Genomic DNA, 25,186 nt, shown 5'->3' with positions numbered 1-25,186 from the left:
CTCGGTTTTACGATTGCGTTCGTAGGTGTCCCACTGGCCTGGCGGCGGGAATCGGTGTAATGCACTAGCCGGCCATCACGAGTATCCGCACCTTGCTCGTCAGCGACGGCATGACGAAATCCGATACCCGGCCAGCGCGCACGTCGAACATCAGTTGCTCGAGTCTTTCGAGCAACGACGGACCTTGACTGAGCGCGAACGCACCCGCGCTCGCGCCCTCGATCTCTTTCATCAACGCCCGCCGCGCCAGCACGATGCGCTCGACGGCACTCGCTCTCGATACGAAAAACTCTTCCACGTAGGCCGAATCCTTTTCGGCGCGTCCAGTGTATTGACAGCGCTTGCGCCGCATAGCCGCAAATAGTGACAGAGCGAAATGCCCGATGGTCCGACGTGAAAGAAGCGGTGAGGAAACGGTGTTCGCTACGGCCCGCGCCTTCAATCCTGCCAGCATCGATCGTCCTTCTGATTGCCGGCGCGCCAACTTCACGCTTCGGCAAGGGCGAAATCTGGCTTTGGAACTTCCAGATTGTGACGGCCAGGCGGTGGACGCACGCTCCACTCACCCATCCGCGTCGATCGCCCTCGCATCAGAAAGGAGACACCATGCTTTCCGCCTTGGTAGAAACAGTGGGAGCGCTCGGCATTCTGGCGAGCGTCGCAGCGAAGATCGCCGAACTGCGCAAGGAGTACAGGCGCTGCAAAAAAGCGTGCGCCAATAAAAAAACCCCTCCGGAGAGGGGTCGATGAATCGCCCGCGACCGTGCCTTCCGTCCAGCCCCAAGCGTCATCAAATTCCCCGCGATGAGACCGTGAGGATCGCCGCAAGCGTTGCCGTCAAGCCAGCTTGATCGAGGTCGGGTCCGCCGTCAGATAGCCGACCGCCGCGCCGAAGCGATCCTTGTAGTTGGCGCGCACGAGCGGATCGAGCGCGGTCTGCACTTTCGCGTGCAAGCTGCTCCAGTCGCCCGCGTGCTGGAAGTTGCTCATGATGTAGGTCCAGCCGTTGATTTCATCGACGGCATGCAGGCCCGTCGACTCGGCGCCCGCCGGGCACGACAGGATGCGCGACAGCGTCTTCGTGTCGACGTGGTACGCCCACAGGAAGTTGTTGACGTGCATGCCGCTGTCTTCGCCGATGAAGAGCGTGCGCAGTTTCTCCGAGAACTTGAGGTTGTCGGGATTCGCGATCTTTTCCGGGTTCGCGGTATTGCCGAGGCTGTCCGCCGTCGCGAGGTCTTCGCCGACGAGCGCGGCGGGCGCGCTCATGTCGACGGGCACCCATTCGCTGTCGATCGCCGCGCCGCCCAGGTCACGCTGTCCGCCCTTCATGTTCAGCGCGTAGACCGCGCCCGACGAGATGCCCTTGTCCAGTGCGATATCCGTCGAATGCGCGTTGCCGCGCACCATCGACGCCGTGATCTGCGACATCGCCGAGTACAGGATCTTGTCCTTCGCGTTGACCGTGGTGCCTTCGAGCTTCGTGAAGCCCATGCTCGCGCCGCGCAGCGCGGCGTAGCGATGCGTCTCCAGAAACGCGGCCGCCTTCTCCATGCCCGGCTTGATGCGAATCCAGTTGAATTTGCCGCCAAAGTGAATCTTCGTGTACGTCGGATCGCTGGGCGGGGTGGCCTCGTTGGTGACGATGTCCATGATGTCGGCGTTCGTCAGCGTGTTGGCGAGCGCTTCGATTTCGTCGCTGGTCGCGTGGCCGAGATTGAGCCACGTGAGGGTCGCCGCGCCCGCGCCCGCCGACGATGTTTGCGCCCACTTCGCCACATACAGCGTACCCGCGGACAGGTCCGCTTCCTTGTCGGCGATGAACATGAAGAGGCCGCCGTTGGTCGCGTCGTCGCCCATCAGCACGGTGCGCCTGTCGGGCATCACCTGGATCAACTCGTGCGAAATGCGCCCGAGGCAGTAGTGCTTCTTGACCGTGCCCGTGCCGTCGGGATTCACGGTGACTTCGGGCAAGTGTCCGTAGTGATAGGGCCGCGCGGTCGTCGTGTTGCCGTACAGGTTCTGGCTGTACGCCTGGAACTGCGTGTTCGTGGCGATCGTCGCGGCGTCCGGCTCGTATTCTTCGCTCGACAAATGCGTGTTCCACGGCGACAGGCTCGCGCCGCACGTGATCCACAAACCGTGCGCGCCCGACGTATCGACATTCGAATAGCTCACGAGCGCGAGCTTGCCCGTCGCCGGGTCCTGGTCGAGCGTGAGCACGGCGATGGGCGACGGCAGCTTGCCGTACATGTCGCCGGCGGCCGTTTGCGTCTGGTCGCGCGTCGCGTATTCGAACTGCACGACGGCGAACACCGGGTTGCCCTTCACGCCCTTCACCGTCGGCTTGTCGAGGCGGATCAGCGACGTGCCATCCGGACAATCGGAGAAGAACTGGCGCTCCTTGCCGGGAACCGAACGGTCGATGATCGGCTGATTGTTGATATCGACATACCCGCCCGCGACGATCGTGCCGCCTGTCGTGTTCGGCACCGTGTCGCCCGTGATGAAGAACGGCTGATACGCGAGCTTGTAGCTGCGGCGGCTGCCGTCGGCGAACTGCGCGGTCATCGTCGATGCGACCGTCGTCGTCGCCATCGCGGCGGGATCGGCGAGCGACGGCGCCGCCATGCCGCCGAACGACGCCGCCGTGAAGGCGGACGTCGAAGGGGACGGCGTGGCGCTCGCCGCGTGGTCGTTACCGCTGCCGCATGCCGCGAGCAGCGAGGCGGCGGCCGCGCTGCCGAGCGGCAGCATCGGTGCGCCGGCAATGATCTTGAGCGCCTTGCGGCGTGAGTAGTCGAGTGGCTGCGCCATGTTGTCGTGATCCGTTGGTGGGGATGGGTGGTTGGCTCAACAATCAGCCCACGCCGCAGATCAGTCGTCCATGGCGCGCCTTGATGACGCGCTAATTTAATGAATGATTATGAAATATCTTTGACAGTATTCTGTAATGTTTGAATTCAACCGGCGTCACACTCGCCCTGCGACGGGAATCAGCGCGCCTGTCACGCACTGAGCTTCCTTCGACAGCAGGAACGCGATCACGCCGCCAATCTGCTCCGGCGTCACCCAGCGCGTGAAATCGGCATCGGGCATGTCGGCGCGATTCTGCGGCGTGTCGATGATGCTCGGCAAAATCGCGTTGACGGTCGCGCCCTTGTCCTTGAGTTCTTCGGCAAGCGCTTCCGTCAGCCGCATCACGCCCGCCTTCGACGCCGCGTAGGCGCCCATCCCCATGCCCGCCTTCAACCCCGCCATCGCGCCGATGTTGACGATGCGCCCGCCTGTGCGCTTCGTCAGATGATGAAGCGCCGCTTTCGTGGCGTTGACCGTCGTCTTCACGTTCACGTCGAACATACGTTCCCACGTGTCCGCGCTGCCGTCCGCGACCGTCTCCCAGCTAAATCCACCCGCGACATTCACGAGCGCATTCAGCCCGCCGAGCTGGCTCGCGATCGAATCGACCGCGCGTTGCGCCGCGTCCCGTTCCGCGAGATCGACACCGCCCGCGACATACGCCTGCGCCAGCGACGCCGGCAGATTCGCCGGCGCCTTCCCTCTGCTGATCAACGCAACCTTCGCGCCGCGCTCGGTCAGTACTTGCGCCGTCACAAGACCGAGATTGCCGAAGGCGCCCGTAATGGCGACGATGGTTCCATCCAGACTGTTCATGAAGTACGCGCTCCCAACGCAGATCGATGCCCGACGAACGAACGCCCTGTCACGCGTTCATTCGCGGCACAGGGCGCACTCGAACACAGTGTTGTCGCAAGGTTCGTTCGCGTCAATCGAAGGAATCGCGAGGTACTCGCCGATACCCGCAGGACGCCCGGCAAAACGCGCCGGACGCGCGGCAAAGCCCGCACCACGAGCACGGCAAAAACGGACGATCGGACAAAGAGGCGCGACGCGAGGGCAAAGGTCTTTGCAACACTTTGCTTCATAGTGAATCCAGAGACGGCATCGAGCACCATGCATCATCTTTTGCAGCAAGCGCGTTCAAGTTCAACGACGTCAGGCAGCAAGGTCTTGTGAAGTCAGGTGTCCAGCCTTTTCCATCGCCGTGGTCGCGCGCTGCGTGACGATTATCGGCCACGAGAATCCGCGACCCTTTCCTCACAGGAGGCCTTGTCATGCGTCACCTGCCGGACTTGCAGCGAAGCCGCATCAGCGACGTTTCACAGGCTCAATTGCTCGCGCTCTTGCACAACGACGTGCTGACGCGCGAGAGCCTCGCGCTCTTGCCGCCCATATTGCTGATCGCGTTGCTGCATCTTCATACGCATGTCGGCTGGGATGCGTGCTTCGCGATCGTGCGGCAGTTGAACAACGACCACGGCAGGCATATGCGCGAACTCAGCACTGCGCTATCGCTGTTGAGATCGCTACGCGGCACGCGGATACTCGATCCGCTCGCATGGCAAGCCGCAGCGCGCCGCATCCTGCACACGATGGCAAACGAGCATCGGGCTCTCCATTCGATGCCAAGGCGAGCGGCCTTCTTCCGTGTCGTGCGCGGCGGCTTGCCCAGGCGCAATCGCGTGACGTTCACGCTGCGGCCTGCCGGTCAGCTGCTGGAGTTGTCGCATTACTGGCTCGGCGCCAGAGCGTCGGTTCCGTTGACATGGCTATGACGCTTTCGCCACGTAGCGGGCGGCTGGCCGAACTCGCGCCGGAACGCGCGGTGGAACGCCGATTCCGATTCGTAACCGACTTCCTCGGCGATCGCCGCAATCGCCTTGCTGCTGTACGACAGTTCCTGCGCCGCGACGATCAGACGCCAGCGAGCGAGGTATTGCATCGGCGGTTGGCCTAGCAGTTCGCTGAATCGCGCAGCAAATGCGGACCGCGACAGGCCGACTTTTCGCGCGAGTTCGTCGACGGTCCAGTTGTAGGCAGGCTGCGCATGCAGGATCGACAGCGCGCGGCCGACGAACCGGTCCTTCACGCCCGCGAGCCAGTTCTTGCGGTCAGCCGGCAGGTCGTCGATGCAGCGCCGCACGGCCCACACGAACAGCAGTTCGGACAAACGCGACAGCACGATAGCGCTGCCTGCGCGCCGTTGCGCCGCCTCGGTCGCGGCATAGCGCAGCGACGCCTCGATCCATGCCGAGTGCGCATCGTTGCGAACATCGACTTTGAAGAGGCGCGGCAGCGAGCCGAGCACGGGGTTGGTCAGCGCATCGTCGCAGGCGAGAAAGCCGCATAGCAGGCTGGTCCGCGCGCCGCCGCCACCGTACGAGAGATTCAATACTTCGCCCGGCATGGCAGCCAGTTGCGATTCGATGAGCGGTCCGGCGGGGACAGGCGTGAGATCGAGTGCGCTACCCATGATGTGCGCCTCGCCTTGCGGCACGACGAGCAGTTCGCCGGCGCCGACGCAAATGGCGGGCTCGCTGCAGTCGGGCAGTCGCGCCCAGCACGTGCCTTCCGTGATCAGATGATAGGAGACCACACGGTCCGACTTCGGCAGATAGGCTGTGCACAACGACTGATCCGCGCGACCGATCATGCACCACGGCGCCGTCAATTCGGCATGAAGATAAACCGCGCCGCCCAGGCGCACGACGCGCAGCACGTCGGAGACCGCATCCATGAAGCACCGTCCTTCATTTTCGGCATTTTGCTGAAAGACGGCACATGTGTCGTCTTTTGCAAGTTCACCGAAAGGATACTCCGTTCGCTGCGTGCAAGTGCGCAGCGTGCATCGCGCGCATTGCGTGCCCCTAAGCGTGACATAAGCTTCGACCGGTACGATCGGGCGACCGTTTGCTACCCGGGTTTCCATCCCGACGCGCCCACAGCATGAATACACTTGAAGCCTTCAATCAGGCGCTCTTTCTCACGATCAACGCAACCACCTCGACGCCACACTGGCAAATCGACATCGCGTCATTCATCGCCGACTACGTGATCTATGTCATTCCGCTGATGCTCGCCGCACTCTGGCTCTCCGGCATCCGGAACAATCGCGCGACGGCGCTGCGCGCATGCAGCGTCGTGCTGCTCGCGCTCGGGTTCAATCAGATCATCGGTCATGTCTGGCTGCATCCGCGGCCGTTTATGATCGGGCTTGGGCATACGTTCATCGAGCATGCCCCGGATTCATCGTTTCCAAGCGATCACGGCACGGTGTTCGCCTGCGTCGCGCTGACCTTGCTGTTGGCGGGCACGCGTTGGTACGGCGAGCTAACGCTCGCTGCGGGGTTGGCCGTCGCGTGGGCGCGCGTGTTCGTCGGCGTGCATTATCCCCTCGATATGGCGGGTGCCGTTGCGATTGCGTGCGTGGCGTATGGCGTCGTCACGCCGCTTTGGTCGCTGGTGGGTGAGGCGGTGACGGACGGGATAATTGCGCTGTATCGGAAGCTGCTGGCGTGGCCGATTGCGCGCGGATGGCTTGTTCAATGAAGCCGGAACTCGCTGCCGGTCAACGACGTCGAAACACCAGTCAAAAGACAAACCGCGACAGGCGGTCCGTCATATGACGGCGCATGTCGCGGCGGACTCAGTCAAGCAGTTGCGCTGGCTATCGCGCCAGCGCTTTGCGTATTAGTGGTGTTCGAACACAGGCACCGAGTAAGCGCTCGGGGAGAACGACGCACGTTGGCCACCTTGCGACGAACCATCTGCAACGCCGCCGACACCGCTGTTTTGCACGCCGTTGGCAGCGTCGACCTTTGCTTCTGCGGCCTGAATGTTGGCCGGGTATTGCGTGTCGCTGCTATTCGACGGGACATAACCCGCTTTTTCCAGTTGCACCAGCTCGGCGCGGACTTGGGCACGGGTCACGGGCTGGCTGGATTGCGCGAATGACACGACCGGAACAGCGAGGACAGCAGCAACTGCAAGAGCCTTGATGAGCGATTTCATGATCATTACCTCCAGATTCGTTTTCGGATGCTTCGAACTGTTTTGTTCGTCGCGTTGAAAACAGTGTAGGAGTATCGGCTCTGCAGATAAACATCTGATCAACCAACTCACAGTTTCAGGAAACGTTATAAACCGCCCGAAACTGGTGCGCGATGCAATCGGGATCACGTCAATCGGCTGCTCGATGCAGCAGTTCGAGTTCGAAGCTCAGGCCGTGCAACTCGATCCAGCGTCGCGCCCACGTCAGCGCGCATTGCATCGCCTCGTCGGGCATGTCGAACTTCGGGCCCACCAGCCCGGAGCGCGCGACGCGCCTGCCGTCCCGCGTGATCTCGGCCCAGCCGCGAAACATCGCGTCTGGCGCTGGATCGGCCGCTATGTAGACGACATAGCCTCTCTCGTCGGCCACGCGCGCGCCCTTCGCAGCGAGTCCCATCCAGAATGCGCGGCCCGGGTTGTCGGGACGCAACTCGTGCGCGGATTCCTGTCGTGCCGGCGATGCCTGCCACGACGCCTGGCTTTTCCAGATCACGCGCGGTATGCCGCGCTCTTCCATCTGGCCATCGTCGCGTTTCGGCACGGTCTTTTTGATCACGCATGGCGCGTCGGGCACGTACGAAAAACTGCGTCCCACCTTGCTCAGGACGCGGATCATCTCGGCGATCTTGCCTTTGAGCCGCCACTCTTCGAAACGGCAGCGGCAAGTTGGTTGCGACGGATAGTGCGCGGGCAGCTTCGACCACGATTGCCCCGTGGTCAACACCCATAGCACCGCATTGGCGACGACGCGCGTCCTGATGCGCGGACGCCCACGCTTGAGGACGCCTGCATGCGGCTGCGCGCTGAGAATCGGTGCGACCAGCGACCACTCTTCGTTGGAAAGCTCCTCGAAATGCATTGCCTTCTCCAGACCTGTCTGCGCGTCCCGTCCAGCCCAAGCGAAAGTCCGATGTGTGCTATCGGCAAGCGACACACGCACGCGCGTTGACATTGACCCACGCCGCAATGTTTGATGCAGTCAGGATTGGCAACGGGTTCGACGTCGCGCCCGCTGAATCTCGCGTCAGGAAATCCCTAACGCAAAGCGAACGGGAGATGAGATGAACCAGCAACCAACCGCGCCGCGCTTCTCATCCGTCGATGCGCAAGCGCTGCCCTGGACACCGTCGGCATGTGCCAGCGGCGTACAGATCAAGAATCTCGGCAAAGCCAACGGGCGCGCGATGCAGCTCGTCCGCTTCGATGCGGGAACGGTGTTCCCGATGCACCTGCATACGGGACCGGAGTTTGTCTACATGCTCGAAGGCGAGGCCATTCAGAACGGCCAGCGTCTGTTGCCGGGATGGGTGGGCATCGCCGAAGCAGGAACGGTCGAAGATCGCTTCAGAAGCGATACGGGTTGCGTGTTTCTGTTGATCTACGATCTCGCGCAGCGCTTTTGCTGAGCGTGCATGGCGTGTCGAAACACTCGCTACAAATGCTTACAAAGCCGTTGCGGCGTTACGTGCACCGCGCCCGTTCGAGCGGCGTTATTGCAGGCACACACCAACCGTGGAGCCCACGATGAGCGCCGACGTCACAAACAGCAACAGCATTGCGCAACGCAGCCGTATTCATCCCTTGATCGCGGGCGCGGCTGTGTCCGTGATTCTCGCTAGCGTCACCGGTGTTGCAGCGATGACGGGCATTCTGCCCGTGTCCCACGCAACACCCCCGGCCAACGAGCAGGTCGCGACCAACGCGGCGCAAGCGGCAAGCATGCCGCTCGCCGCTGTCCAGCAGACGGGCGCGGTGCAGCAAACGAATGCCGTGCAACCCGCCGCGCAACCCGCCGTGCAGCCGGCCACGCAGCAAGCGGAGACTGCCGCGCCCAAGCCTGTTCATCACACGCACAAGCCGCGCGTCGCACCGGCTCCGCAATATGCGAATGGCGACTACTCGCAAGCGTCTGCGCAATCGGCAGGGACAAGGCAAGTCGCGGCAGATCCGTACGCGGGCGAAGTCGTGGCTATCAACGCTGTGCAATCGTCCGAGCCGACGACGGGTCTCGGCGCGGTCGGCGGCGCCGTTGCGGGCGGATTGATCGGCAATCAGTTCGGCGGCGGGCGCGGGCGTATTCTCGCCACCGTGGCGGGCGCTGTCGGCGGCGGCGTCGCGGGCAACGGCATCGAACACGCCGTGCGCAAGCAGACGAGCTACCAGGTGCAGGTCCGCATGCAGGACGGCAGCTATCGCAACTTCACTTACCCGACGCAGCCGCAAGTGCAGGTTGGACAACGCGTGCATGTGTCGGGCGACTCGCTCACGGCTTCTTGATGGTTGCGTGACACCGCCCGCAAATGGCGGGCGGTGACGTGCGCCGGTTGTCCGGCGCCCGTTACCTGGCGTTACACACGCAACAGGGCGGAAGCAACATGAGAACGACTGCATTTCTACAATGCCGTTCACTCGCCATCGAATGGCATCCATCTGCAGACGCCCCGAACGGAGCACCACGTTGAAACACCTGACACTCATCTGCGCGGCCGGACTCTTCGGCGCATGCGCGTCCACGGCTGCATTCGCTCACGTCGATGTCGGCGTCACGTTCGGCGTGCCGGCGCCCATCTATGTCGAGCCGGCGCCTGCCGTTGTCTACGCACCGCCGCCGCCCGCCGTCTACGCGCCGGCGCCCGTCTATTACGGCGACGGCTACGGATACGGATACGGCTATCGCGACGACCGCAGGTGGCACGATCACGGCCACCATCGCGGCTGGCATCATCATCACGACGATGACGACGATTAAGGCACGCTGATTCACCGCTATTTCCAATAAAGCATTGCCATGCGACCAGGCGCCGTGGTAGAAGCACGGCGCAAAGTTATGTCGACAGGAGCATGCGGTGAAAAAAACCGCCGATAAAAGGCTACAAGTGGTTGCGGTACGAGTGGACCCGGCGATCGAACGGAGACTGAGGCTACTGGCCGAAGTCACGGGACGCCGGCAGTCGTTTTTTCTGCAGCAGATGATCGAGAGCGGCATCGCCGCGATGGAAGAGACGTGGCTGCCGCCCGCCGTACTCGCGCAGGTCCGCGATGGCACGCTGCCGTCCATGGAGCCGGAACGTGTTCCCGCGCCGGATCTTTTTGACGATCTGTTCGCCGATCAGGACAGCTAGCGCGATCGCTTCAACACGCGCCGAACGTGTTGCGGATCGCCGCAACGAGAGCTTCCGCGAGACGCGGGTCCGATGCCAGATGACCCGCGTCGACCAACCTGCCATGTACGGCAGGCACAGCGCGCATCAGGCGGCGCAGATTATCGGGTGGACAAACGGGATCGCGAGATCCATGCACCGCGTGCACCGCGACACCCGATGCGACCGCCTGCCTGGCGAGCGCGATCAGCCGACGTTCGCCGAGCCAGCAACCGTGGGCGAGGTAGTAGGCTTGAATGCGGTACTTCGCTGTGGTCGCATCATCGTGCTTCGAGGAAGTTCGCTTGTGAGCCGCAGTCTTGTGCATTAACACCGCGTTTTCATATGTGCGCCATGCGGCAGCGACGGCATCGGCACACCCGCGCGATTGCGATCGCATCGACCGTATGCAGGCCGATGGCAGCGCAGGCGCGCGCTCGCAGCACGCTGCTCGCATCAACGCTTGCCACGCACGCGGGGCACGAAACCGCGACCTCACGAACAGGCGACGCACTTCACGTTCCGACGTGAGAAACAGCCCGCGCAACACGACGCCGCTAACGGACGCGGGATATGTTCCCGCGTATGCCAGCGCAAGCGCCGCGCCCCACGACCCGCCGACGACGCCCCAGCGCGCGATGCCCAATTGCGCGCGTATCGCTTCGAGATCGCGGATCAGATGCCGCGTGTCGTTATGGCGAAGGCTGCCACGCGGCGTCGATGCACCTGTGCCTCGCTGGTCCGCCATCACGACGCGAAAACGCGTGAGGTCGAACAGACGCAACACGCCAGGCTGACTGCCGCTTCCCGGTCCGCCGTGCAGCACGACGACCGGCGCACCGTGTGGCTCGCCGTGCACGGTATAGGCGATCGCGTGACCATCGCGATTGATCGTTCGATGCATCGTGTCGTGTGAACTCATGTGCGTTCCCGGCGCCGAACGCGTGTTCTGAAGGATGAATCTTCGCATGCCCGATTCCCGCTCACCGCCTCGCCAGCAACCGATCCTTTCGTCCGGCTAACAGCGTCAATAATGGCGCGCGTCTTGCTTTTCACTCCCGCGATGCCCGCACGACGACAGGCACGATACAGGAGGAGACAATGCGCGACGATGCGAAGACCACCGGATCGCTGACCAGCCGGGAAAGCGGCTGGCTCACCCCGTCGATCCAGAAAGCGCACGAGCGGTCGGAAACGTTCGGGCTGAATGCGGCGATGCGTCCCGACTACGACGTGCTGACGCACGGCGAATTGCGCATGAAGCTCGAACAGAATCTCGTGCTGTGCGCACACGCCACGCCAGTAATGGAAACGCTGCGCGAGCAGATCGCGAACACGCAAAGCATGATCGTGCTCACTGATGCGCAAGGGCTGATTCTGCATTCGATCGGCGACGACGATTTTCTGCAGCGCGCCGAGAAGGTCGCGCTCAAGGCGGGCGCCAACTGGGCCGAGGAACGGCAAGGCACGAATGCGATCGGCACGGCCATCGCCGAGCGCACGGCCACCGTCGTGCACGGCGATCAGCACTATCTCGCCGCTAACCGCTTCCTGACCTGTTCCAGCGTGCCGATCCTCGATCCGTACGGCGATCTGGTCGGCGTGCTCGACGTGACGGGCGACCATCGCAGCTACCATCAGCACACCATGGCACTCGCGAAGATGTCTGTGCAGATGATCGAAAACCATCTGTTCGCGAACACCTTCCGCAACACGCTGCAAATCGCGTTTCATGGCCGCCCCGAGTTTCTCGGCACGCTGATGGAAGGCATCATGGCCTTCACGTGCGACGGGCGCTTTCTGTCCGCGAATCGCAGCGCGCAGTTCCAGGTCGGGCTGCCGCTCGCGGCGATGCGCGCGCACACGCTGTCGTCGCTGTTCGGGCTCACCACGCCGGAGTTGATCGACCGCCTGCGCGCGAGCCACGGTCATCACATCACGCTCGATCTGAACAATGGCACGGTTGTGTGCGCGAACGTCGAGTTTCGCCGCCCGACGCTCGGCAGCGAGACCACATGGCCCGCCGACGCTGCCGCCAGCGCGCGGCCCGCCGCTGCGCGCGCGCCGCAGACCAAAGCCGCCTCGCCCGCCAACGCGCCGTCGCGGCTCGACTCGCTCGACACGGGCGATCCGCAGGTTCGCGCCGTCGTCGCGAAGGTGCGCAAGGTGCTGGGCAAGGACATTCCCATCCTGATCACGGGCGAAACGGGCACCGGCAAGGAACTGCTCGCCCAGGCCATCCATAACGATTCACCGCGCCGCGCGGGCCCGTTCGTCGCCGTCAATTGCGCGTCGATACCCGAAAACCTGATCGAGTCGGAGCTGTTCGGCTACGAGGACGGCGCATTCACGGGCGCGCGGCGCAAAGGCGCGGTCGGCAAGCTGCTGCAGGCCAACGGCGGCACGCTGTTTCTCGACGAGATCGGCGACATGCCGTATCCGTTGCAAGTGCGTTTGCTGCGCGTGCTGCAGGAACGCGTCGTCGATCCGCTCGGCTCCAGCAAGTCGATTCCCGTCGACATCGCGATCATCTGCGCGACGCACCGCAATCTGCGCGAAATGATCGTGCAGAACCGGTTCCGCGAGGACCTGTACTACCGTTTGAACGGTCTCGTCGTCAGACTGCCGCCATTGCGCGAACGCACCGATCTCGCCATCGTCATCGAGCGGATGCTGCAATCGGTGGCGTCCGATGAAATCCCAGGCGCGCCGCTCAGCGTCGCGGACGACGTGAAGACGCTGTTCGAGCAATGCGCATGGCCGGGCAATTTCCGCCAGCTCGGCAATCTGCTGCGCACGGCAGCCGCGATGGTCGAGGACGACGGGCAAATCCGCCGCGAACATCTGCCCGACGATTTCTTCGACGATCTGCGCAGCAGTTCGGCACTGGCGGCGCGTGCGGCAGACTATCCGTTGCCGCTGCACGACGCCCGCATGCAGGACGTGCAGGCCTGCGCGATAGCCGCGGCTGTCGCGCGGCATAACGGCAACGTCTCGGCGGCGGCGCGCGCGCTCGGCATTTCGCGCAACACGGTGTATCGCAAGATGCCGTCCCTGTGCGCCGCCGATCCGCCAAACAGCGGCGCGAGCGAGAACTAGCACGGTCGTCCGCTGTTGCAGGCTGTTGATTTTTGCAACACCTGTGCTCCGAATATGGACAGCGTGTTCACTGAGAATTTCTCGCACATCGCGCGAATGCCCTTCGGCATGGAGCTTGCGTTCAACAGCCCCGACCGCGGTTCAACCACGGTTCTTCGTCAAACCCATCCAGGAGACAGCCATGCAATGGACTACGCCCGCCTACACGGATCTGCGTTTCGGCTTTGAGATCACGATGTATATCGCCAACCGCTGATGTCGCGCCGAAGCGCCCGCCGCGCATCGCGCGCGGCGCTTCGCCTACCTTCGCGAACGCTTCAGCCCGCTTTGTGACCGGCGCCCGACGCCATTGAACAAGACCCGACGCCATGATGCCGATGCCTGCGAACACCGGTGCGAGCGAGCGCCCAAGGCTCCGTGAAGTTTTCCGACTGCAATGGGAGCCGGTCCAGGACGCATATGTCCTGCTGTATCCCGAAGGCCTCGTGAAACTCAATCCGAGTGCGGGCGAAATTCTCTCGCGCTGCGACGGCACGCGCGATCTCGATGGAATCATCGGCGAGCTCGAAGCGCTCTTCAATGCCTCCGGTCTGGCGACGGATGTGTATCAGTTCATCGATCATGCGCGGCAACGCGGCTGGCTCGATTGACATGCGCGCGCAACCACGGATGAACCCGAGGGCAGCCTCATGTCCGACCTGATGATGTTTCTGATCGTCGGTGGTTCGCTCGGCGTGCTGGCGTTGCTGTCGGCCGTCATCTGGATACTGATCCTGCACAAGTCGCACACGGAATGGCGGCTTGCCGCCGACAACTATCGCTTTACGTCGTCGGCCTGGAACGGGACATCCGCGGATACCCCATCACAATCGGCGCGCTAGCAGGCGGAAACACACGCCACATGCCGTCGCGATGTCGAAAGAAATGAATCGCGACATCGCCTTCAGGACGATGCACGTAGACACGCACATGACGGCGCCGCCCGCTGCTGTCGCATCCGAATCTGGCAAAGCTGACTGTGGACGGCGGCATGTGCGCCAGCCATCGCTCGACCATTGCCCGCAAACTGTTCATGACATGGCACCCGCTGTTTGACGATACGACGCAGCGGCCCGATACCTCAACTCCGCTCATCGTCGCACATGCAGTGCGCGAGAAGCATGCCATCAGGCAAGCGGCATTCGTCGCGAGCAGCGGGCATACGGCGCACGTGTGCTGTCACATACGGCAACAGGTGAACTGTCCGCTGCTCCACGATGCAACACACCGCGTGCCGCTTCCCGATGCGCGATAACCAGACGCGCACCCGTATCGATACACCACACGCCAATTCTCAAGGATAGCCAACCAATGGCATGCGACTTGCCTTTACGACCTCGCAGCCGCCACGCAAGCCAACAATGCTTTGCTGACAGGCGTCGCACGATAACTCACCCACAACGATGTTGGATAGGAGACAACGATGAAGACAAGTACGGCTTCGGCCACACGGCTCGCGATGCTCGTCACGGGCATCGTGGCGGCAATCAGTATGAGGCCCGCAACAGCAGCCGCGGACGACTATCCCGCCGTGACCTACGAGCGGCTCACGTCGGCGCAAAGCGATCCCGGCTGGCTCACGTACTACCGCACCTATAACGGCCAGGCGCATTCGCCGCTCAAGCAGATCGACACGTCGAACGTGAAGAACCTGAAGCAGACGTGGGCCTACAAGTTTCCTGCGGAGCTTCAGCAAGGCTTCGAAGCGACGCCCATCATCAACGGCCGCTACCTGTTCGTGACGACGCCCAAGGACAACGTCTATGCATTCGATGCCGCCACCGGCAAGCAGTTGTGGAAATACGAACCGAAGCTCGGCGCGGAAGCGTTCAAGAACGCGTGTTGCGATGTCGTGAACCGGGGCGTCGCGCTATACGGCAAGAACGTGTACGTCGCGATGCTGAACGGCGAAGTAGTCGCGCTCGATGCGCAAAGCGGCGCGCTGGTCTGGAAGAAGCAGATGTTCGAGCCGGCCACCGGCTATGCATTCTCGCTCGCGCCGCTGGCGCTCGACGGCTCGGTCGTGGTGGGGAGTTCGGGCGGCGAGTACGGCGCGCGCGGGTTCATCGCGGCGCTCGATCCCGACAACGGCAACGTGCAATGGAAGCGCTACACCGTGCCCGGCGCGAAGGAGCCGGGCGGCAACACGTGGCCAGACGGCACACAGGAGCATGGCGGCGCGCCCGCGTGGCTGACGGGCACGTTCGATCCCGCCAGCAAGACGCTCTATTGGGGCGTCGGCAATCCGGGGCCGTGGCTCGCGGATCTTCGCCCGGGCGACAACCTCTATTCGGACTCGCTGCTCGCGCTCGATCCGAAAACGGGCAACCTCAAATGGCACTACCAGTACACGCGTCATGACACGTGGGACTACGACGGCGTCAACACCCCCGTGCTCGCCGACATCAAATACGAAGGCAAGGACTATGACGCGATCATCCATGCCGACCGCAACGGCTTCTTCCATGCGATAGACCGCAGCAACGGCAAGCTGATCTACGCGCGCCCGTTCGTGAAGGCGACCTCGGTCACGGGCTACACCGCCGACGGCAAACCTGTGCAGGACGAGTCGAAGTATCCGAAAGCGGGCACGACGATCGAAACCTGCCCGAGCTTCCTCGGCGGCAAGAACTGGTGGTCGGTTTCCTACGACGCCGACAAGCACATCGCGATCATTCCGGCGCTGCATGCGTGCATGTCGCTGTCCGGCAAGTCGGTGACGTACATGGAGGGCTTGCCGTACCTCGGCGAAGGCTTCGAGATCAAGCCCGAGCCTGGCAGCAAGGGATACGGCGAGTTGCAGGCCATCGACGTGAATACGGGCAAGAAGCTCTGGAGCCACTGGAGCAAGCTGCCCTGGAACGGCGGCGTGGCCACCACGGCAAGCGGCCTCGCGTTCAGCGGCTCGCTCGACGGACACCTCTACGCGTTCGACGTCACGAACGGCAAGGTGCTGTGGCAAAGCCCGAAGCTCGCGAGCGGCATCATCGCGCAGCCGTCCGTGTTCGAGATCGACGGCAAGGAGTATGTCGCGGTGCTGGCGGGCTACGGCGGCGCCAATCCGATCTGGGGCGGCCCGATGGCCAAGGCCGCCGACAAGGTGCCGCGCGGCGGAACGCTGTACGTGTTCGCGCTCAACCACTCGTGATCTTTCCGGAAGCCCAGACATGAACCGTTCTCTCAATCGTATTCCGGCAGCGAGCGTGCTCGCTGCCTGTATCGCCCTCACGTCGATTCACTCGATGGCGGCTGTGAAGGTTTGCACGTTTCCCGGCAGTCCGTCGGCGGCGCTGGACGAAGCCGTGGCGCGCAATGCCTTTGCGCAGGCTGGCATCGCGGCGACGCTCGTCAGGCACGGCATCGGCGAAGGCGACGACGACGGTGTCTCGCTTCGCGAACTCGACAAGACGCTTGCTCGCGGCTGTGACGTGATCGCAGGCTTTCCTCGCTCGGATGTGGCCGATGCTTCGAGCAGCAAGCTGCAGTTCTCGCACGGCTACCTGCGCGCGGGCTATGTCAGCATCGAAGCGCCCGACGCCAATCCGCAAGGCGCGGCGAAGAACACGGTCGCGGCGACGTATGCGAGTCCCGCGCAACTGATCGCCGTGCAACAGCCGAGCGTCACGCTCGATCTGGAGAACACGTCGGCATTGACCGTCGAAGCCGTGGCGAAAGGACAAGCCCAACGCGCGATCGTATGGTATCCGGCTGTCGTCGCGTACCGGCTTGCGCATCCGCAACGGCGCTTCACGGTCGCCGCCGCCCGCTCGCCCTATGCGGACTGGCAACTGGTGTTCGCATTCGGGCCGCGCACGGCGGCGCTGCGCGAGCGGATCGATGCGGCGCTCGACAGGATGTCGGGCAATGGACAGCTTGCCGGCTTGACGCACGACTGGACGTTGCCCGCGCACGCGCTCGACGCCACCGCGCTCGACGACGAGGCGCGCTTTCGCGACGGTCCGTCTGCGTCGCGTGCGTCCGCGCAACGCGCGCTGCTGACGTCGGCGAATGCGGACAGCGCGGGCCGGTTCGTCAAGATCGCCGCCGACGCGGCGGGCGCAACACCCGCGTTCGACCAGGCGCAAGCGACACACGGCAAGATGCTCTATTCGGCGGCGTGCGCGAAATGCCACGGCGCGCAGTTGCAGGGCGTGACGGCGCCCGCGCTGCAAGGGCCGGCGTTCGCACCGGCGTCGAATTCGCATCTGACGATTGGCGGCGTGTTCACCTACATGTCGACCAACATGCCCGCTGACAAGCCCGGCAAGATGAAGGATCAGGATTACGCGGACATCATGGCGTTCCTGCTCTATTCGAACGGTTATCGGGCCAGCGGTGCAAAAATGACGGCCGACAATGCGCGCGCGCTGGCGACGCCGCTCAATGCCGGAGCCGGAAAGTGAGGCTGTGGTGATTGCCTGATCCTAACGCGTGGGCCTGAGGCGTGACGATCTTCGTCGTCACGCATCTCGTCCGCGCGTCGCCACGAGCATTACGCAACCGCTTCTTAACATCGCGTCTGTTGCGTCGACGATGCGCATGTTGGCGGCAGACACGCCGACTATTTGCCTCAGGGCACGCAGGGATGTCCTAACATCATATTGAGTCGGCGCCACGTAGCAAGAATAGTCGTTTCCCGTTTTCCGTCATCACGACAGGCGCCATCGATTCGCAACCCTGTCATCCCGATGAGACGGTCAGCTTTTCTCCTCGCACCCATCGCTGGGTTGACGGCCGCGACGCTGGTCAGCGCGGCGATCCGTCACGACCCGGATTCCGCGCCGCCGCTTGTCGCGCCAGGCGCGGCCGCGACTGCGGGCCTCGCAGAACCCGGACACCGCGACCTCGATCAGCTGTTGCGCAGCCACGGCATCGATCCCGCTTCGAACAAGGCGCGCATCATCCTCGCGTGGGTGGAGAAGATCCAGCATGACCCCGTCATCGCGTCGGATGCTCGCGGCGGCGCACGGCACGTCGGGCAGATCTTCCTCGACTCCAGAACGCGCGAGGAATTCATGTCGAACGGGCTTGCGCACCTCACGCCCTCGGATCGTCTTCAGTACGTGAAGCTGTTGACCAAGTTCCTCGACGAGCTGGTTCCCGTCAACTGCTTCGGCCTCGACGATATGCGCGCGGTGATGAACCGCGTCTCGCTGCGCGACATGCCGGATACGGACGTCGATCAGTATTTCAGCCTGCTTTTCAAGGTGCTGATCAACGACGCTTCGAATGCGCCCTTGCCTGCGCCGACGCCGCAACAGTATGCGGCGGCGGAGCGTCAACTCACGCGGACACTGATCGCCGAGTTGCACGGCGATCAGGTGAATATCGAGCGCTTCGCGTTCTATGCGTCCAACCCGACGCTCGCGACACCGTCCGACGTGTGCTGGACGACGCGCGTGACCTTGCACGCGATCATCGCGATGCCCGAACCGGAGCGCGATGTCGTGCTGCTTCGGACGATGGCGCCGCGCAAGCGGCAAGACACGTCGCCGCCGGGACGCCTCGGCACACCGGCGACGGCGTTTCCGCCGCCGGCATCGTCGGCGCCTGGCGGTGTCCCCGCGCCGTAGCGACACTCGAAGCACGCGTTGCCTCTCGTGCGGAAAGCGGCCATTTGGTATCTTTGCGAATGCCACCAACCGTCGAGCGCTGTATGAAGCCAGTGAAACCGTCCGAGGCGCAGCGATGCGCGTAGGCAAACCCGTCAAGGCGCTGCCGCAGCCGCTGTGTGATTACTGCGGCGCGAAAGCCGTGCTCGCGCGCGCGGGCGAGGAAAGCTATCCGTATCGCGACGATCACGGTCCCGTCTGGGTCTGCACGCCATGTCAGGCGTGGATCGGCATCCATGCGCGCAGCACGCGGCATGTGCCGCTCGGACGCCTCGCCGACGCCGCATTGCGCGACGCCAAAAGCCGCTTGCACGACGCGCTCGAACCGCTCGTCGCCGGCAAGGTGCGGCGCGACGGCGTCAATGCGTTCGAAGCGCGCGCGAAAGCGATTCGCTGGATTTCGACCGAGCTGGGTTTCGATCCGCTGCCCAATTCGATTCACACGCTTTCGCCCGATCAGTGCGAACAGGCGCTGCGCTATGTCGAGGCGTTCATGGCTGCGCGGCGCGCTAGCTGAGCCCCGCCGCAATCGGCGCGTCGATCACTCGCGCGGCCAGACGCCCGACGTGCCACGTCGATGACTATCGACGAGATGCGTGTCCACGATGCCCGTCGCTTCCATCAGCGCATGCATGGTCGTCGGTCCGACGAATACGAAGCCGCGCTTGCGCAACGCCTTGCTCAACGCGAGGGATTCGGCCGAGGTGGTCGGAATCTCGGCGATCGTTCGCGGCGCGGGTGTCGCGTGCGGCTGGAACGACCAGATCAGCGCGGCGAGACCGCCCGCATCGCGCAAGCGGACCGTCGCGGCAGCGTTGGTGATCGTCGCGAGGATCTTTGCCCGGTTGCGTACGATGCGCTCATCGTTCATCAGGCGTTCGATGTCCTTTTCGCCGAACCGTGCGACCACGTCGGGATCGAAGTTGGCGAATGCTTCGCGGAACGCATCGCGCTTGCGCAGGATGGTCGCCCACGACAGTCCCGACTGAAACGCCTCCAGGCTCAACCGTTCGAACAGGCCCCGCTCATCGCGCACCGGCATGCCCCATTCGGTATCGTAGTAATGCTTGAGCAGCGGATCGACGGATGCCCAGGGCGGACGCGCGAGACCATCGGCGCCAATGACCGCGTCGAGCGGTTGCGGCTTTTTCGGACGCGCCGCTTTCCTTGCAGCGGCGTGCGCCTTTTTTGCGGCGGGCTTCGGGGGGGAAGTTGTTTTCTTCATCGTCGGTCCCCATATGGGGCGTAGAGTCGGCGGCATGGTTCCTGAAGCGCGCCTATTGTCGTCTTGCTCGCCGCTCATTCGCAAGCGTCGGCGAATCATTCAGCAAATACATCAATCGCAGCGCACGCACCCGTGGCCCACCTGGCGCCCGCCATGCAAGCTGCGGGACATTTGCGTATGCTTGTGCGTATCCACAGTGCCCATATATAGGAGTGCCCGTCGCCGGCAACGCTGGAAACGGGCCGTCAGACTCGTGTGGCAAGCGTCAGCGCTGGCCGCGCCTATCAAGGAGAGATTCACACATGCCCGCGTACGAAAAAACACCGGAAGCAGTCGCCCGACTCACCGCCGAACAGCGTCGCGTGACGCAGGAAAGCGGGACGGAACGCCCTTTCTACAACGAGTTCTGGGACAGTAAGGATGCCGGCTTGTATGTCGACGTCGTTTCCGGCGAGCCGCTTTTCACGTCGATGGACAAGTTCGACAGCGGCTGCGGCTGGCCGAGCTTCACCAAGCCCCTCGAAGACGAGCATGTCGTCGAACTGCGCGACATGAGCCACGGCATGATCCGAACCGAAGTGCGCTCGAAACATGGCGACAGTCATCTCGGTCACGTGTTTCCCGACGGGCCGCGCGAAACAGGCGGGCTGCGGTATTGCATCAATTCGGCGTCGCTGCGCTTCATTCCCGTGTCGCGGCTGGAAGAAGAAGGTTACGGGCAATACCGGAACCTCTTCGAAGTCGCGAAGAAATAGGCCGATGCGCGACGTGCATTGGCGTATTGCGCCTTAGCACGTCGCATCTGGCGAGATCGGACGCGCTAGCTCACGGCGGGCAGCGCTTCGATCACGTCGCCGAGCCCGATCGTGCCGCCTTTCACGACGCGCGCCGTAATGCCGCCGAAGCCACGCACTGCGTTGTAGCCGCCCACGCCCAGCACTTCTTCCATACGCGAACACGGGTGGCATTCGCCCGTCGTTTGCAGCACGGCATCGCCGATGCGAAATTGCCGGTCTTTCAACGCCATCAGATTGATGCCTTGCGTCACGATGTTGCGCCGCACGTCGATCGCGGCAACGTCGCTGCGTCCCAGATGACTGGCGATACTGCGCAGGCTTTCAGCCTGAATCAGCGTCACCTGGCGTGCGCCTGCGCGGCTCGCGTAGTGATCGCCGACAAGTCCCGCGTCCACGTCGATCTGCGCCGTCTCGACCGCCGACATCGCGACTTTTCGCCGCGGCCGCAAGCCTATCCAGACCACCTTGCCGGGATGGATCGGACCGTTGATCAAGCGCGCGAGCGGCGACGAGGGGTTGAGCGGCATAGACGTCCTGCAGTTGGGTTTGCGGTGGATTGAGCGCCTGGGCTGGGTGGCAGCGGCGCCCGTCTTTATACTATCGCCCATCTGACAACAGGAACCGGAAATGAAACGAGCAGTAGCCGCGGCGGCGCTCGCCGTCTGCCTCGCGCAACCGTCGACGCCGACTTTCGCGCAGACGGTCGCCGACCAGTGTTTCGCGATCGGCGATATCGCGGGCCAGGTCGCCTCCTGGCGCCGTCACAAGAAAACGAAGCAGCAGGCGTTGACGCAGGCGCAGACGTATTACAAGGATGCTTCAGACCGTCAGGCGATCACGGCCGTCATCGACAGGATTTACAGCGGCGAAGCCATGACGCCGGACCAGGCGAGCATGCTTTTCACGCAGGAATGCGCCCAGCAAAAAAAACCGGCGGCTACGCAATAAGTGTGTCTGCGCTCGCGCCGCGCTACCAGAGGTGAACGCGCACGAGCGCGAAAATCTGCGAGCTTGCATAAAGCAGCAGCCCGATGCATCCGCCGACCAACGTTCCGTTGATGCGGATGTATTGCAGGTCTTTGCCGATGTTCAACTCGATCTGCCGCGACATGTCGCGCGAATCCCAGTTCTTGACCGTGTCGCTGATGTGGCGCGTCAGATAGCCTGCAAAATCCGGCGCCATCGCGCGCGCCGCTTCTTCCATATGAGCGTTCAACGAGCGGCGCAGCGATTCGTCCCGCGCCAGTTCGCGTCCGACCCACTGCCCCATGGCGGCCACCTTCGCGTGCAGCACGGAATCGTCGCGCTCGAGATCGCGCCGCAACCAGTCGCGCAACTGGCTCCACAGATCTTTCACGTATAGCGCGAGATTCTCACTTTCCTTCACGTAGCGTTTGATCTCTTCTCCCTTCTGCAGAAATGCGGGATCGGACTTCAGCTTGACGACGAGACGCGCGACCGCTTCGTCGAACTTGTGGCGCAGCTTGTGATCGCGATCCTCGCTCACGCGCAACAGCATGTTGTTCACGGCGTCCGCGACGACGTTCGCGCCGCTCTCGCCAAGCCATTCGGACGGCATCAGTTTCTGCAGCGTCGGATATTCGCGCTTGAGCCAGTCGACAATCTGCTCGGCAATGAATTCGCGGACGCCCGGTTCGCGCAGCAACGCCATCAGATGCTCGATCCCTTCGTCGAGCAGTTGCTGGTGACGGCCGTCGTGCGTCAACGTGTCGAGGATCGCGCCCGTCGCTTTCGACAGGTCGATCTTGTCGAGCATTGCGTCAAGCGCATCCTTGATGAAGGCCTGAATACGCGCGTCGTCGAGCAATTCGAGGATGCCGCCCGTCAGCTTGACCACATAGCCGCCCAGCCGCTGTGTATTCTCTTCGACGCACAGCCAGTTCGTGATGCTTTGCGCGGGATCGTGCTTGCGGATCAGGCCGACTATCGACGTATCGTCGAGAAACTTCTCGCGCACGAACAGCGCGAGATTGTCGGCGATCTTGTCCTTGTTCTGCGGAATGATCGCGGTGTGCGCGGCGACGCCTGGAATCGGCACGCGGCGAAACAGCGCGACGACAGCGAACCAGTCGGCGAGCGCGCCAACCATCGCAGCTTCCGCAACGGCCTTGATCCCGTCGATCCACAGGCTGCGGTGCATGAAGGCCGTTGCGATGAAGATGCCGGTGGCGATCAGCAGCAGGAGCGTCGCGCGACGCTTGGCGCGTTTGAGTTCGAGTTCCTTGTTCATTGAGCAGGTTCGTGTCGGGTTGGAGCGGTTCGGCTCGTTCGATTCGTTCGATTCGTTCGATTCGCGTTCGGGATGCACGGCGTGTTCCTGCGATGCTTTTGGCTCGCATGCGGTCAGTCGTACCGTGAATCGCGCCATGTCCAGTTCAAGCGAACGATACGGGTGCGGTTTTCAGCGAGCAACCGGTTGTCGTATGCGGGTGTGCAGAAGCGGAGTCTGCCGTCTTGACGCTGAATTGGCCACCATGTACTACTCGTTCATCTTGAATTGGGTCGACGGCCCTGCCAACCTGCCCGCCGCGGGTGACCCGTCGACCCTCTCCGCAGCCGGAGGGTTTTTGTTTTCCGAATCGCAGATTCCTCGCGCGACGATCCAGGCTTATCTGGAAACGCACTATCAGGTTCACGGTTTCTCGCCGACCTTGCTGAAGATCGGCGAAGGCAATGCGACGCTCGCTGCGATTCACCGTTCGAACGGCGTGGAGGCCAGCGCGTTCGTGACGGCGTGCAATCCATTCAGCGAACCGCTCGACGATGCCGCGAACGCTGAAAGGCAGAAGATACTCGCTGTCGAACTGACGCAGCGTGGGTTGACGTTCATCGAGGGCGTCGGCCAGCACCCTTCGAATGATTGGGCGGGTGAAGCCAGTTTTCTGGTGCTGGGGGTGTCGGTTGAGGAGGCTAAGGAGCTCGGCGCGCGGTTTGGGCAGAATGCGATCGTTTGGGCTGGAAGCGATGCGGTGCCGAAGTTGGTGCTTTTGCGTTAGCGCTATTTCGGGTTTTGATGCCTGACTGTCGGCCGAGCGGGGTTTTGCTGTATTGAATGCAACAGAGTATGTATCGGATGTTACGGTTTGAGCGTTTTCGTTTGCGACTCCACGTGGACCACGCACCCGAGGTCTTCAATGCGTTCTATCGCTCGGGCGCGCTTGTCTTCGGCGGCGGTCACGTCGTGCCACCGCTTCTTCAGCAGCAAGCCGTTGAGTCCGGCCTGGGCTCGTCGAACGTTTTTCTCACAGGCTACGGCGCCGCACAGGCCGTCCCGGGCCCCTTGCTACTGCGCGGGCACCGGCACAATCGACGCAATGCGCCAGCCGTCGGCGGTTCGCACTGCTGTTTCATACACGAGAAACGACGCGGTTTTCGCCGTGGCCTCCGAAGTGCCAGCCGTGACCCGAGTGGGTGCGTACAGTTGCGCGACGTCGGCACTCAGCGGAACAACGCGGATCCTCGCGACGTCGGGCTCGAACTTCCACACGCCCTTGAAGGTTTCCTTGAAATGCTCGATCAGCGCCGGCTTGCCCCAGAACTGATACGAACGGGCCAGGAGCACGATCGGGTCGGGTTCGCCGGCCGGCGCCGAGGCGAGTACGCCGGCGAACGCATCGATGTCGTGCGCGGTCGCAGCCTCCGCCTGCCGGATGAAAACTGCTTCGACCGCTTGCCGGTCTTCATCGGTAAAGCGATGCGGCGCTTCAGCATGCGCGGCGCTCATCACCGCGACCGCGGCGCAGCAGGCCAGCAAGGTTTGAATGCTCATGTGCGTCTCCCTTTATTGCGCCGGCACGGGAATCACCGCTGCAACCTTCCAGCCGGACGGGCTGCGGATCATAAACTCGTTGATCAGAAACGTCGCAGTCTTCTCAGGTTGCCCCGGCGCGCCGATGGTCACCCTGGTTGGCGCGTACACCTGTACCGTATCTTGGTTCAGCGGAATGATGCGTAGCTCACTCTGATCCGGCTCGACCCGCCATGTCCCGGCGAAGGTCTGCCTGAAATGCTCGAGCACCTCGTTCCTGCCCCAAAAGCGATATGCGCGAGCCACGAACGACACGGGATCGGGCTGTCCCGGTGCGGTAGAAGCGAACATGCCGCTCAGCGCGTCGAGATCATGTGCTGTCTCGGCGGCCGTCTGCTGTAGAAACAGCGCGCGAATCGTCTGAGTATCGGCGGGCGTAACATCGGCTGCTTGCGCGAAGCCTGTTCCCGTCAGCAAGGAAAGCAACACAAGAACCGGCAGGCTGCGCCGCACACTCAATGATCGATTAGTCATGGTTAGTCTCGTAAGGCCGTATTTGCGCTGGAGAACGGCAAGACGACGGAAACCTCCAG

The 25,186-nt window shown here is 63.1% G+C and carries 30 protein-coding genes and 1 pseudogene; 19 read left to right on the top strand and 12 right to left on the bottom strand.

Translation table 11 applies throughout. The annotated features are described in order from the left end of the window. Nucleotides 1-64 precede the first annotated feature (64 nt). Nucleotides 65-298, bottom strand: a complete 234-nt coding sequence (locus KFO72_RS12920; protein ID WP_054931460.1) for a hypothetical protein — start codon at nt 296-298, stop codon at nt 65-67. Between the two features lie 308 nt (nt 299-606). Between KFO72_RS12920 and KFO72_RS12915 the strand changes: the two genes are divergently transcribed. Then, nucleotides 607-750, top strand: coding sequence for a hypothetical protein (locus KFO72_RS12915; protein WP_167352385.1), 144 nt, complete (start codon nt 607-609; stop codon nt 748-750). Nucleotides 751-837: 87 nt separating this feature from the next. Here KFO72_RS12915 and KFO72_RS12910 read toward each other — a convergent pair whose 3' ends face one another. Further along, a complete protein-coding gene (locus KFO72_RS12910; protein ID WP_225032281.1) occupies nt 838-2,817 on the bottom strand; it encodes a PhoX family protein in 1,980 nt (659 codons plus the stop codon). 156 nt (nt 2,818-2,973) lie between these two features. Further along, complete coding sequence (locus tag KFO72_RS12905) at nt 2,974-3,675, bottom strand: SDR family NAD(P)-dependent oxidoreductase (RefSeq protein WP_225032280.1); 702 nt, start codon at nt 3,673-3,675, stop codon at nt 2,974-2,976. A 461-nt stretch (nt 3,676-4,136) separates the two neighbouring features. Between KFO72_RS12905 and KFO72_RS12900 the strand changes: the two genes are divergently transcribed. Continuing rightward, on the top strand, nt 4,137-4,637 hold the full coding sequence (locus KFO72_RS12900; protein WP_225032279.1) for a hypothetical protein: 501 nt from the start codon (nt 4,137-4,139) through the stop codon (nt 4,635-4,637). Here KFO72_RS12900 and KFO72_RS12895 read toward each other — a convergent pair. After that, nucleotides 4,592-5,599 (bottom strand): AraC family transcriptional regulator, encoded by a 1,008-nt coding sequence (locus tag KFO72_RS12895; protein ID WP_107202541.1) that lies wholly within the window; start codon nt 5,597-5,599, stop codon nt 4,592-4,594. The two genes, KFO72_RS12900 and KFO72_RS12895, sit on opposite strands and share 46 nt — an antisense overlap. A 209-nt stretch (nt 5,600-5,808) precedes the next feature. On the opposite strand from KFO72_RS12895, the gene KFO72_RS12890 reads away from it, so the two are divergent. Next, complete coding sequence (locus tag KFO72_RS12890) at nt 5,809-6,411, top strand: phosphatase PAP2 family protein (RefSeq protein ID WP_107202540.1); 603 nt, start codon at nt 5,809-5,811, stop codon at nt 6,409-6,411. A gap of 141 nt (nt 6,412-6,552) precedes the next feature. On the opposite strand, the gene KFO72_RS12885 is transcribed toward KFO72_RS12890, so the two are convergent. Together KFO72_RS12885 and KFO72_RS12880 are read right to left on the bottom strand one after the other, a co-directional pair. Then, nucleotides 6,553-6,873 (bottom strand): DUF4148 domain-containing protein, encoded by a 321-nt coding sequence (locus tag KFO72_RS12885; protein WP_035995964.1) that lies wholly within the window; start codon nt 6,871-6,873, stop codon nt 6,553-6,555. A 169-nt stretch (nt 6,874-7,042) separates the two neighbouring features. Further along, entirely contained in the window at nt 7,043-7,771 is a 729-nt protein-coding gene (locus KFO72_RS12880) for a transposase (RefSeq protein WP_225032278.1), read from the bottom strand. 202 nt (nt 7,772-7,973) lie between these two features. Here KFO72_RS12880 and KFO72_RS12875 point away from each other — a divergent pair, with 202 nt between their 5' ends. The 4 genes from KFO72_RS12875 (at nt 7,974) to KFO72_RS12860 (ending at nt 10,034) form a co-directional block, all read left to right on the top strand. Then, the gene (locus KFO72_RS12875; protein ID WP_054931435.1) at nt 7,974-8,318 is read left to right on the top strand and encodes a cupin domain-containing protein; all 345 of its coding nucleotides are present in this window, start codon (nt 7,974-7,976) and stop codon (nt 8,316-8,318) included. A gap of 118 nt (nt 8,319-8,436) precedes the next feature. Next, complete coding sequence (locus tag KFO72_RS12870; RefSeq protein ID WP_225032277.1) at nt 8,437-9,189, top strand: glycine zipper 2TM domain-containing protein; 753 nt, start codon at nt 8,437-8,439, stop codon at nt 9,187-9,189. Nucleotides 9,190-9,370: 181 nt separating this feature from the next. Then, nucleotides 9,371-9,661: a hypothetical protein gene (locus tag KFO72_RS12865; RefSeq protein ID WP_225032276.1), complete on the top strand. Its 291-nt coding sequence runs from the start codon at nt 9,371-9,373 to the stop codon at nt 9,659-9,661. Nucleotides 9,662-9,758: 97 nt separating this feature from the next. Further along, nucleotides 9,759-10,034 carry a hypothetical protein gene (locus KFO72_RS12860; RefSeq protein ID WP_225032275.1) on the top strand — a complete coding sequence of 92 codons (276 nt, stop codon included), beginning with the start codon at nt 9,759-9,761 and terminating at the stop codon, nt 10,032-10,034. A gap of 10 nt (nt 10,035-10,044) precedes the next feature. On the opposite strand, the gene KFO72_RS12855 is transcribed toward KFO72_RS12860, so the two are convergent. Continuing rightward, nucleotides 10,045-10,974 (bottom strand): alpha/beta fold hydrolase, encoded by a 930-nt coding sequence (locus KFO72_RS12855; RefSeq protein WP_225032274.1) that lies wholly within the window; start codon nt 10,972-10,974, stop codon nt 10,045-10,047. Between the two features lie 179 nt (nt 10,975-11,153). Here KFO72_RS12855 and KFO72_RS12850 point away from each other — a divergent pair, with 179 nt between their 5' ends. The 8 genes from KFO72_RS12850 (at nt 11,154) to KFO72_RS12815 (ending at nt 19,319) form a co-directional block, all read left to right on the top strand. Then, on the top strand, nt 11,154-13,151 hold the full coding sequence (locus KFO72_RS12850) for a sigma-54-dependent Fis family transcriptional regulator (protein WP_225032273.1): 1,998 nt from the start codon (nt 11,154-11,156) through the stop codon (nt 13,149-13,151). A gap of 181 nt (nt 13,152-13,332) precedes the next feature. Continuing rightward, nucleotides 13,333-13,407 carry a pyrroloquinoline quinone precursor peptide PqqA gene (pqqA, locus tag KFO72_RS12845; protein WP_006410019.1) on the top strand — a complete coding sequence of 25 codons (75 nt, stop codon included), beginning with the start codon at nt 13,333-13,335 and terminating at the stop codon, nt 13,405-13,407. Nucleotides 13,408-13,519: 112 nt separating this feature from the next. Next, the gene (gene pqqD, locus KFO72_RS12840) at nt 13,520-13,801 is read left to right on the top strand and encodes a pyrroloquinoline quinone biosynthesis peptide chaperone PqqD (protein ID WP_054931431.1); all 282 of its coding nucleotides are present in this window, start codon (nt 13,520-13,522) and stop codon (nt 13,799-13,801) included. A gap of 39 nt (nt 13,802-13,840) precedes the next feature. Next, nucleotides 13,841-14,032, top strand: coding sequence for a hypothetical protein (locus KFO72_RS12835; protein ID WP_062917518.1), 192 nt, complete (start codon nt 13,841-13,843; stop codon nt 14,030-14,032). Nucleotides 14,033-14,613: 581 nt separating this feature from the next. Then, the gene (locus KFO72_RS12830; protein ID WP_054931429.1) at nt 14,614-16,338 is read left to right on the top strand and encodes a methanol/ethanol family PQQ-dependent dehydrogenase; all 1,725 of its coding nucleotides are present in this window, start codon (nt 14,614-14,616) and stop codon (nt 16,336-16,338) included. Between the two features lie 19 nt (nt 16,339-16,357). Next, entirely contained in the window at nt 16,358-17,593 is a 1,236-nt protein-coding gene (locus tag KFO72_RS12825; RefSeq protein WP_225032272.1) for a c-type cytochrome, read from the top strand. A gap of 285 nt (nt 17,594-17,878) precedes the next feature. Next, nucleotides 17,879-18,763: a hypothetical protein gene (locus KFO72_RS12820; protein ID WP_054931427.1), complete on the top strand. Its 885-nt coding sequence runs from the start codon at nt 17,879-17,881 to the stop codon at nt 18,761-18,763. 115 nt (nt 18,764-18,878) lie between these two features. Continuing rightward, the gene (locus tag KFO72_RS12815) at nt 18,879-19,319 is read left to right on the top strand and encodes a zinc-finger-containing protein (protein ID WP_054931426.1); all 441 of its coding nucleotides are present in this window, start codon (nt 18,879-18,881) and stop codon (nt 19,317-19,319) included. A 24-nt stretch (nt 19,320-19,343) separates the two neighbouring features. Here the strand turns inward: KFO72_RS12815 and KFO72_RS12810 are convergent, their stop codons facing one another. Further along, entirely contained in the window at nt 19,344-20,027 is a 684-nt protein-coding gene (locus KFO72_RS12810) for a DNA-3-methyladenine glycosylase I (protein ID WP_225032271.1), read from the bottom strand. A 302-nt stretch (nt 20,028-20,329) separates the two neighbouring features. Between KFO72_RS12810 and msrB the strand changes: the two genes are divergently transcribed. Next, nucleotides 20,330-20,782 (top strand): peptide-methionine (R)-S-oxide reductase MsrB, encoded by a 453-nt coding sequence (msrB, locus tag KFO72_RS12805; RefSeq protein ID WP_054931424.1) that lies wholly within the window; start codon nt 20,330-20,332, stop codon nt 20,780-20,782. Between the two features lie 65 nt (nt 20,783-20,847). On the opposite strand, the gene KFO72_RS12800 is transcribed toward msrB, so the two are convergent. Then, entirely contained in the window at nt 20,848-21,351 is a 504-nt protein-coding gene (locus KFO72_RS12800) for an MOSC domain-containing protein (RefSeq protein ID WP_225032270.1), read from the bottom strand. A gap of 100 nt (nt 21,352-21,451) precedes the next feature. Between KFO72_RS12800 and KFO72_RS12795 the strand changes: the two genes are divergently transcribed. Continuing rightward, nucleotides 21,452-21,772: a hypothetical protein gene (locus KFO72_RS12795; RefSeq protein ID WP_054931422.1), complete on the top strand. Its 321-nt coding sequence runs from the start codon at nt 21,452-21,454 to the stop codon at nt 21,770-21,772. Between the two features lie 22 nt (nt 21,773-21,794). On the opposite strand, the gene KFO72_RS12790 is transcribed toward KFO72_RS12795, so the two are convergent. Beyond that, on the bottom strand, nt 21,795-23,075 hold the full coding sequence (locus KFO72_RS12790; RefSeq protein ID WP_225032269.1) for a DUF445 domain-containing protein: 1,281 nt from the start codon (nt 23,073-23,075) through the stop codon (nt 21,795-21,797). Nucleotides 23,076-23,412: 337 nt separating this feature from the next. On the opposite strand from KFO72_RS12790, the gene KFO72_RS12785 reads away from it, so the two are divergent. Then, on the top strand, nt 23,413-23,841 hold the full coding sequence (locus KFO72_RS12785; protein WP_225032292.1) for a DUF3293 domain-containing protein: 429 nt from the start codon (nt 23,413-23,415) through the stop codon (nt 23,839-23,841). 122 nt (nt 23,842-23,963) lie between these two features. Then, a pseudogene (locus tag KFO72_RS12780) lies at nt 23,964-24,128 on the top strand (chromate transporter); the annotation flags it as partial. On the opposite strand, the gene KFO72_RS12775 reads toward KFO72_RS12780, so the two are convergent. Together KFO72_RS12775 and KFO72_RS12770 are read right to left on the bottom strand one after the other, a co-directional pair. Beyond that, nucleotides 24,129-24,614 (bottom strand): YybH family protein, encoded by a 486-nt coding sequence (locus KFO72_RS12775; RefSeq protein WP_225032268.1) that lies wholly within the window; start codon nt 24,612-24,614, stop codon nt 24,129-24,131. Nucleotides 24,615-24,626: 12 nt separating this feature from the next. After that, on the bottom strand, nt 24,627-25,106 hold the full coding sequence (locus tag KFO72_RS12770) for a YybH family protein (RefSeq protein WP_225032267.1): 480 nt from the start codon (nt 25,104-25,106) through the stop codon (nt 24,627-24,629). Between the last annotated feature and the right edge of the window lie 80 nt (nt 25,107-25,186).

Origin of the sequence: Paraburkholderia sp. XV (assembly GCF_020177535.1) — a bacterium.
GTDB lineage: Bacteria > Pseudomonadota > Gammaproteobacteria > Burkholderiales > Burkholderiaceae > Paraburkholderia > Paraburkholderia caribensis.
This window is presented reverse-complemented; position numbering and strand designations above follow the sequence as displayed.

Coding starts and splice junctions, on each gene's coding strand:
- KFO72_RS12815 (WP_054931426.1), top strand. CDS start 18,879: ATGCGCGTAGGCAAACCCGTCAAGGCGCTGCCGCAGCCGCTGTGTGAT.
- KFO72_RS12910 (WP_225032281.1), bottom strand. CDS start 2,817: ATGGCGCAGCCACTCGACTACTCACGCCGCAAGGCGCTCAAGATCATT.
- pqqD (WP_054931431.1), top strand. CDS start 13,520: ATGATGCCGATGCCTGCGAACACCGGTGCGAGCGAGCGCCCAAGGCTC.
- KFO72_RS12895 (WP_107202541.1), bottom strand. CDS start 5,599: ATGGATGCGGTCTCCGACGTGCTGCGCGTCGTGCGCCTGGGCGGCGCG.
- KFO72_RS12810 (WP_225032271.1), bottom strand. CDS start 20,027: ATGAAGAAAACAACTTCCCCCCCGAAGCCCGCCGCAAAAAAGGCGCAC.
- KFO72_RS12905 (WP_225032280.1), bottom strand. CDS start 3,675: ATGAACAGTCTGGATGGAACCATCGTCGCCATTACGGGCGCCTTCGGC.
- KFO72_RS12900 (WP_225032279.1), top strand. CDS start 4,137: ATGCGTCACCTGCCGGACTTGCAGCGAAGCCGCATCAGCGACGTTTCA.
- KFO72_RS12850 (WP_225032273.1), top strand. CDS start 11,154: ATGCGCGACGATGCGAAGACCACCGGATCGCTGACCAGCCGGGAAAGC.
- KFO72_RS12875 (WP_054931435.1), top strand. CDS start 7,974: ATGAACCAGCAACCAACCGCGCCGCGCTTCTCATCCGTCGATGCGCAA.
- KFO72_RS12775 (WP_225032268.1), bottom strand. CDS start 24,614: ATGAGCATTCAAACCTTGCTGGCCTGCTGCGCCGCGGTCGCGGTGATG.
- KFO72_RS12835 (WP_062917518.1), top strand. CDS start 13,841: ATGTCCGACCTGATGATGTTTCTGATCGTCGGTGGTTCGCTCGGCGTG.
- KFO72_RS12795 (WP_054931422.1), top strand. CDS start 21,452: ATGAAACGAGCAGTAGCCGCGGCGGCGCTCGCCGTCTGCCTCGCGCAA.
- KFO72_RS12885 (WP_035995964.1), bottom strand. CDS start 6,873: ATGAAATCGCTCATCAAGGCTCTTGCAGTTGCTGCTGTCCTCGCTGTT.
- KFO72_RS12915 (WP_167352385.1), top strand. CDS start 607: ATGCTTTCCGCCTTGGTAGAAACAGTGGGAGCGCTCGGCATTCTGGCG.
- KFO72_RS12790 (WP_225032269.1), bottom strand. CDS start 23,075: ATGAACAAGGAACTCGAACTCAAACGCGCCAAGCGTCGCGCGACGCTC.
- KFO72_RS12890 (WP_107202540.1), top strand. CDS start 5,809: ATGAATACACTTGAAGCCTTCAATCAGGCGCTCTTTCTCACGATCAAC.
- KFO72_RS12800 (WP_225032270.1), bottom strand. CDS start 21,351: ATGCCGCTCAACCCCTCGTCGCCGCTCGCGCGCTTGATCAACGGTCCG.
- KFO72_RS12880 (WP_225032278.1), bottom strand. CDS start 7,771: ATGCATTTCGAGGAGCTTTCCAACGAAGAGTGGTCGCTGGTCGCACCG.
- KFO72_RS12855 (WP_225032274.1), bottom strand. CDS start 10,974: ATGAGTTCACACGACACGATGCATCGAACGATCAATCGCGATGGTCAC.
- KFO72_RS12820 (WP_054931427.1), top strand. CDS start 17,879: ATGAGACGGTCAGCTTTTCTCCTCGCACCCATCGCTGGGTTGACGGCC.
- msrB (WP_054931424.1), top strand. CDS start 20,330: ATGCCCGCGTACGAAAAAACACCGGAAGCAGTCGCCCGACTCACCGCC.
- KFO72_RS12825 (WP_225032272.1), top strand. CDS start 16,358: ATGAACCGTTCTCTCAATCGTATTCCGGCAGCGAGCGTGCTCGCTGCC.
- KFO72_RS12830 (WP_054931429.1), top strand. CDS start 14,614: ATGAAGACAAGTACGGCTTCGGCCACACGGCTCGCGATGCTCGTCACG.
- KFO72_RS12870 (WP_225032277.1), top strand. CDS start 8,437: ATGAGCGCCGACGTCACAAACAGCAACAGCATTGCGCAACGCAGCCGT.